Origin of the sequence: Actinomadura kijaniata NBRC 14229 (assembly GCF_001552175.1) — a bacterium.
Taxonomy (GTDB): domain Bacteria; phylum Actinomycetota; class Actinomycetes; order Streptosporangiales; family Streptosporangiaceae; genus Spirillospora; species Spirillospora kijaniata.
The window spans coordinates 1-3,168 of record NZ_BCQR01000319.1 but is presented as its reverse complement, the minus strand read 5'-3'; the positions used below and the strand labels follow the sequence as shown (position 1 = coordinate 3,168).

The 3,168-nt window shown below is 72.0% G+C and carries 4 protein-coding genes; 1 reads left to right on the top strand and 3 read right to left on the bottom strand.

Going from position 1 to position 3,168, the window contains the following annotated elements:
- Positions 1 to 106: 106 nt before the first annotated feature.
- Positions 107 to 1,438: an SPFH domain-containing protein gene (locus AKI01S_RS48420; protein ID WP_067833868.1), complete on the bottom strand. Its 1,332-nt coding sequence runs from the start codon at positions 1,436 to 1,438 to the stop codon at positions 107 to 109.
- 112 nt (positions 1,439 to 1,550) lie between these two features.
- Positions 1,551 to 1,730 (bottom strand): NfeD C-terminal domain-containing protein, encoded by a 180-nt coding sequence (locus AKI01S_RS48415; protein WP_084000985.1) that lies wholly within the window; start codon positions 1,728 to 1,730, stop codon positions 1,551 to 1,553.
- Positions 1,731 to 1,993: 263 nt separating this feature from the next.
- Between AKI01S_RS48415 and AKI01S_RS48410 the strand changes: the two genes are divergently transcribed.
- Positions 1,994 to 2,374 carry a hypothetical protein gene (locus AKI01S_RS48410; RefSeq protein WP_067833861.1) on the top strand — a complete coding sequence of 127 codons (381 nt, stop codon included), beginning with the start codon at positions 1,994 to 1,996 and terminating at the stop codon, positions 2,372 to 2,374.
- 8 nt (positions 2,375 to 2,382) lie between these two features.
- Here the strand turns inward: AKI01S_RS48410 and AKI01S_RS48405 are convergent, their stop codons facing one another.
- Complete coding sequence (locus tag AKI01S_RS48405) at positions 2,383 to 3,084, bottom strand: hypothetical protein (RefSeq protein WP_067833858.1); 702 nt, start codon at positions 3,082 to 3,084, stop codon at positions 2,383 to 2,385.
- Positions 3,085 to 3,168 lie beyond the last annotated feature (84 nt).

Genomic DNA, 3,168 nt, shown 5'->3' with positions numbered 1-3,168 from the left:
AAGCCCTCCCCACAGACCACTAGCGATATCGGGGGTCTACACCCAACCGGAAACCCCAAGCAGCAGAACGGGCCGTCCCCCAAGGGAACGGCCCGTCCACCCCACGTCAGGCCTCGATCTGCTTCTCCAACGGCTTCTCGACCGGCTTCTCCCCCGCGCCGTTCTGCGGCTGGCCGTTGCCGCCCGCCAGCAGGCTGCGGGCCAGGCCCAGGCCGGTGCCGCCGAGGGTGAGCGCCTTGGCGAGCATCTCCTCGACGCCCTGCGCGCCGTTGAGGACGACCATGTTGTCGACGTTGCCGAACACCTTCGCGCCCGCCTCGACGATCTCGGGCCAGTTCTCGGCGAGCTGCTGGGCGATGACGGCCTCCTGGTTCTGGGCCAGCGCCCGGGCGCGGGCCTCGATCGCCTCGGCCTCCGCCAGGCCCTTGCGGCGGATCGCGTCGGCCTCGGCCTCACCCAGGATGCGGGTGGCCTCGGCCTCTCGCTCGGCCTTCAGCTGGACCTCCTTGGCGGCGGCCTGCGCGAGGGCGATGCGCTGCTCGCGTTCGGCCTCGGCCAGCTTCACCTGCTCGTAGGCGCGGGCGTCGGCGGGCTTGCGGATCTCGGACTCCAGGCGCTTCTCGGTGCGCTCGGCCTCCAGCTCGGCGTTGCGGGTCTCCTTGAGGATGACCTCCTGCCGGGCCTGCTGGGCGGCCTGCTGGACCTGGCCCTCGTACTCGGCCTTCTTGATCTCGGTGTCGCGGATGACGGCGGCCTTGGCGCGTTCGGCCTCCTGCTCGCGGGTGGTGGCCTGCTGGTCGCGCTCGGCCTCGGCGACGCGCGCCTCGGCGGCGACGCGGGCGGCGTGCGGGCGGCCCAGGTTGTTGATGTAGCCGGTCTCGTCGTCGATCTCCTGGATCTGCAGCGAGTCCACGACCAGGCCGAGCTTGCTCATCTCGTCGGCGGCCGAGGAGCGGGTCTCGCTGGTCAGGCGCTCCCGGTTGAGGATCAGGTCCTCGACGGTCAGGTTGCCGATGATCGACCGCAGGTGGCCGGTGAACAGCTCGTGGATCGCGCCGTCCATCGAGCCCTGCTGGTCGAGGAAGCGCCGCGCCGCGTTGGCGATGGACACGAAGTCGTCGCCGACCTTGTAGATGACCACGCCGCGCACCTTGACCGGGATGCCCTGCTGGGTGACGCAGTTGACCTCCAGGTTCGCGGCCCGGCTGTCGAGCCGCAGCCGCCGCGCCACCTGGAAGCCCGGGAGCACCGAGGTGCCCTTGCCCGTCACGATCTTGAAGCCGAGGCTGTCCACCCCGTCGATCGGCTTGGAGCGTGCGCCGAGCCCGGAGATGATCAACGCCTCGTTGGGTTCGGCGACCCGCCAGACCATCTTGAACAACACGATCAGGACGACGATGGCGGCGACGACCGCGCCCGCCATCATGAGTAGGGACATCGACTCTCCTCCGGGCTGGGGTGTGCGCGGGGTGTGGACCCGGGACTTTCACCCGGTATGTCGACCACCGTGTCATTAGGACGTCGCGCGGACCAGCCCGGTTCAGCCCGGTTCAGATGAGTGCAGGGGCGACGTACACGGTGCGCGGGGGGTGGTATTCCACGACCCGCACGATCGCCCCGACCGGGATCTCGTCCTGTGGCACCACGGGGTGGGCGTAGAACGCCTCCACCCCGCCCCGGATCGGGATCATGACCTCCCCGACCAGCCCGGGACCGATCTTCCCGGTCACCCGGCCTTCCTTCCCGATCAAGGGCCCTCCCCGTCTCACACGCGCCGTGGAAGCGAACGTAGAGCGAACGCTATCCGCTGCACCGGTCCCCTTTGAAGCCCGGCCGCCTCCGCTTTGAAGCCCGCCCACCTCCGGCCCGAGGACGGTTTCACCACGCTCCGGCTGTAGGGACGCGGCCGTCGTTCGCCCCGCCGCCGGACGCGCGACGGCCGCCGCGCACGGGACGCTGGGGCGGAAGGAAGATCCCCGGTTCGGGAGGTTCCATGCGCAAGCGCGTGACCGCCGCCGCACCCGCCGCGTCGGCCACACCGACCAGGCACCAGCGCCCGAACGTGCGCCGCGCCGCCGAGGTGAGGGTCGAGATGGGCGAGTACCTCTTCCGCCTCGACCGCGCGGTGGTCCGCGCGCCGCACGGCCGGGTCGTGCTGCGGCCGCGGAACGCCGGCCGCATGCCCCGCGAGGCGATCCTGCTGCGGCTGCCGGAGGATGCGACCGGGACCGACCTGTTCAACGGACAGCTGTCGCAGCGGGACGTGACGACGATCGCGCAGGAGAACGGCGCGCAGGAGAACGGCGCGCAGGAGAACGGCGCGCAGGAGAACGGCGCGCACGGCATGACCGCGCCGTTCACCGTCGTCCGGTAGCGGGGCCGTCAGGGCAGGATGCGGCGGGCCTGCTCGTCGGCGAGCCTGGCGATCTGCTCGGCCTCGGTGCGGGTGGCGGCGGGGCCGTAGAGGCTGATCGTGGCCAGGTAGCGGCGGCCGCGCAGCACCACGTACCAGGTCTTGGTGTTGGAGGCGCCCGTCGTGGTCGAGACGCCGACGGTCCGCGAGCCCTCGCCGAGGGTGCCGGGCGGCCGTTCCACGACGGTGTGCTCCGACCACTGGGAGCCGACCTGCGCGCGGAACGTCTGGCAGCCCGCCGGGACCCGCGCCTTGACGTGCTTCTCGGTGGTCTCGTCGTCCATCGCCAGCAGCGTCTCGGTGACGGTCTGCCCGTTGCCCCGGGTGAACATCGCGATCGCGACGGGCGTGGCGCGGTCGATCTCGGGGCCGGCGGCGGCCCGGCGGCAGCGCGGGTTGTCGACGCGGACCTGGCGTTGCAGCTGCTCGAAGTTCTGGATGGCCTTGCGGGTGCCGTACTCGCCCGCGTCGGTCTCGCCCGCCCGCTGGTAGCCGGGCAGCTCGGTGAGCAGGGCCTGGCGGAGCTGGTCGGAGGTGTAGCCGGTGCCCGCCAGGGCGGCGCGGCCGGTGGCCCGCGCGGGCTCGGACCGGGTACCGCCGTCGTCCCCGCAGGCGGTGAGCAGCGGGAACGCCAGCACCAGCGCGGTGATCGGGAAGAGCCTGTGCGCCATGCGGCCGACCCTACGGTGCGGTTCGGGCGTTCCGGGGCGGGCGACACACCTTGGGGACGAGCCGGTCGTGCGAAGACCGCGAAG

Bases quoted from the DNA above. Each gene is read 5' to 3' on its own strand.
- AKI01S_RS48420 (WP_067833868.1), bottom strand. From the start codon at position 1,438: ATGTCCCTACTCATGATGGCGGGCGCGGTCGTCGCCGCCATCGTCGTC.
- AKI01S_RS48410 (WP_067833861.1), top strand. From the start codon at position 1,994: ATGCGCAAGCGCGTGACCGCCGCCGCACCCGCCGCGTCGGCCACACCG.
- AKI01S_RS48405 (WP_067833858.1), bottom strand. From the start codon at position 3,084: ATGGCGCACAGGCTCTTCCCGATCACCGCGCTGGTGCTGGCGTTCCCG.